This window comes from Clavibacter lycopersici, assembly GCF_003576405.1.
In the GTDB taxonomy this organism is placed as follows: domain Bacteria; phylum Actinomycetota; class Actinomycetes; order Actinomycetales; family Microbacteriaceae; genus Clavibacter; species Clavibacter lycopersici.
On the sequence record NZ_QWGT01000351.1, the window covers coordinates 1 to 2,093 of the forward strand.

General features: G+C 74.5%; 3 protein-coding genes. 2 read left to right on the forward strand and 1 reads right to left on the reverse strand.

The window, feature by feature from the left end:
• Nucleotides 1-767 (reverse strand): chorismate-binding protein (locus DZG00_RS14955; RefSeq protein WP_199689833.1); only part of this gene is annotated, 767 nt, incomplete at its 3' end.
• Between the two features lie 160 nt (nt 768-927).
• Between DZG00_RS14955 and ubiE the strand changes: the two genes are divergently transcribed.
• Together ubiE and DZG00_RS14965 are read left to right on the forward strand one after the other, a co-directional pair.
• On the forward strand, nt 928-1,662 hold the full coding sequence (ubiE, locus tag DZG00_RS14960; RefSeq protein ID WP_086515517.1) for a bifunctional demethylmenaquinone methyltransferase/2-methoxy-6-polyprenyl-1,4-benzoquinol methylase UbiE: 735 nt from the start codon (nt 928-930) through the stop codon (nt 1,660-1,662).
• 35 nt (nt 1,663-1,697) lie between these two features.
• The coding region (locus tag DZG00_RS14965; RefSeq protein WP_199689834.1) for a polyprenyl synthetase family protein at nt 1,698-2,093 on the forward strand (396 nt) is incomplete at its 3' end.

Here is a 2,093-nt window from a genome sequence, read left to right on the forward strand (position 1 = left end):
GCGTCCGTGCCGCGCGAGACGGTGCCCGCGAGCACGCGCGCGCCGACGGTGCCGCCGCCGACGCGCACGAGCGTCTCGGGGCTCGCGCCGATGAGGCCGTCGACCGCGTAGGTCCAGCAGTCCGGGTAGCCGAGCGCGAAGCGGCTGAGGGCGAGGCGCAGGTCGCCGCCGAGGGGGAGGCGGCCGACGAGGTCGCGCGCGAGCACGACCTTCTGCAGGTCGCCCGCGTCGATGGCGGCGACGGCGCGCGCGACGGCGGCCTCGTAGTCGTCGGGGCCCATGGATCCGGGGCGCAGGTGCAGGCGGTACTCGGCGCCGGAGCGCTCGGGCACGGGGATGGATCCCGCGGCCAGCGCGTCGAGCGGGGAGGCGACGTCGCCGTCCTCCCGGTCGGCCAGGCGGATCCGCGTCACCCACGACACCCCGTCGCGCCGGCCGACCACGACGCGCGGCACGACGAGCACGCTCGCGGCCGCCGAGTCGTCGGCGAAGGCGAAGGCGCCGAACGCGATGAGGCCGGTGCCGGGGATCCCGAGCGGATCCGTGACGGACGCCGCGGCGGCGACCTCGCGCCACGCGGCGGCGGCGTCGCGCACGCGGTCGGGCCCCGTGAACTCGAGCCGGAGCGCCTCGCCGATGCCGCCCATCCCGGATCCGTGCCGCAGCCACAGGAGCGGGTGCCGGGCGTCGAGGAGGGGGACGAGCCGGGCGATGGAGTCGACGGGGGTGGTGTCGACGAGGAGCGCTCGGACGCGGGATGCGGTCACGGATGCCACCCTACCGCCGGGGATCCGGGCCTCCCCGGGCGCCCGCCGACCTCCCGAGCGGGCGCCGTCGACCCCCGCCGCCCCCGTCCTCTGATCGGCCCCTGGGCATCCGGCCGCCGCCCATCGCGTGCCCAGCGCGCCCGAATAGACTGAGGACGTGATGCGAGCAGACCTCAGCAAGAAGCCCGGCCAGGTGTCGGCCATGTTCGACGAGGTCTCGAGCGCCTACGACCGCACGAACACCCTCCTCTCCGTGGGGAACGACCAGCTGTGGCGCGTCGCCACGACGCGCGCGGTCGCCCCGGTCGCCGGGGAGCGGATCCTCGACCTCGCCGCGGGCACGGGCACCTCGAGCGCCGCGCTCGCCGCGTCGGGCGCCCACGTGGTCGCCGCCGACTTCTCCGAGGGCATGCTCGAGGTCGGCCGCCGCCGTCACGCCGGGAACCCGCGCATCGAGTTCGTGCACGCCGACGCCACCGACCTGCCGTTCGACGACGACTCGTTCGACGCCGTCACCATCTCCTTCGGCCTCCGCAACGTGGTCGAGCCGCGGAAGGGCCTCGACGAGCTGCTCCGCGTGCTCAAGCCCGGCGGCCGCATCGTCATCTGCGAGTTCAGCACGCCGCCCGTGCCGCTGGTGCGCCGCGGCTACGACCTCTACATGAAGGCCGTCGCTCCGTCGCTCGTGAAGCTCGTGAGCTCCAACGCCAGCGCGTACGAGTACCTCAACGAGTCGATCCAGGCCTGGCCCGACCAGGAGACTCTGAGCTCGTGGCTCCGCGAGGCTGGATTCGCGTCGGTCGAGCACCGTAACCTCACTGCGGGGATCGTGGCGCTGCACCGCGGCGTCAAGCCCGCCGGCCGCCACGCCGCTCCCCGTCCCGCCGCGTCCTGACCGCGCGTGAACCCCCACAGACAAGGACGCCGAACATGAGTCCGAGCATCCCGCTCGCCCGCCGTGGCGCCTCCGTCACCGCGCAGGCGAGCATCACCGACCGCCTCTTCTCGTCCTCAGGCGACCGCCGCATGGCGCGCAGCATCGACGACGGCCTCGCGCTCGTCGAGGAGCAGCTGCTCCGCGAGGTCCGCTTCGCCGACGACGTGGCCGACGTCACCACCCGCTACCTGCTCGACGCGGGCGGCAAGCGCGTGCGCCCGATGCTCGCGCTCCTCATCGCCCAGCTCGGCGAGGGGAACACGCAGCAGGTGGTGGACGCGGCCGTCGCCATCGAGATCACGCACCTCGCCTCGCTGTACCACGACGACGTCATGGACGAGGCGGACATGCGCCGCGGCGTCCCGAGCGCGCAGGCCGTGTGGGGCAAC

Coding starts and splice junctions, on each gene's coding strand:
- ubiE (WP_086515517.1), top strand. CDS start 928: ATGCGAGCAGACCTCAGCAAGAAGCCCGGCCAGGTGTCGGCCATGTTC.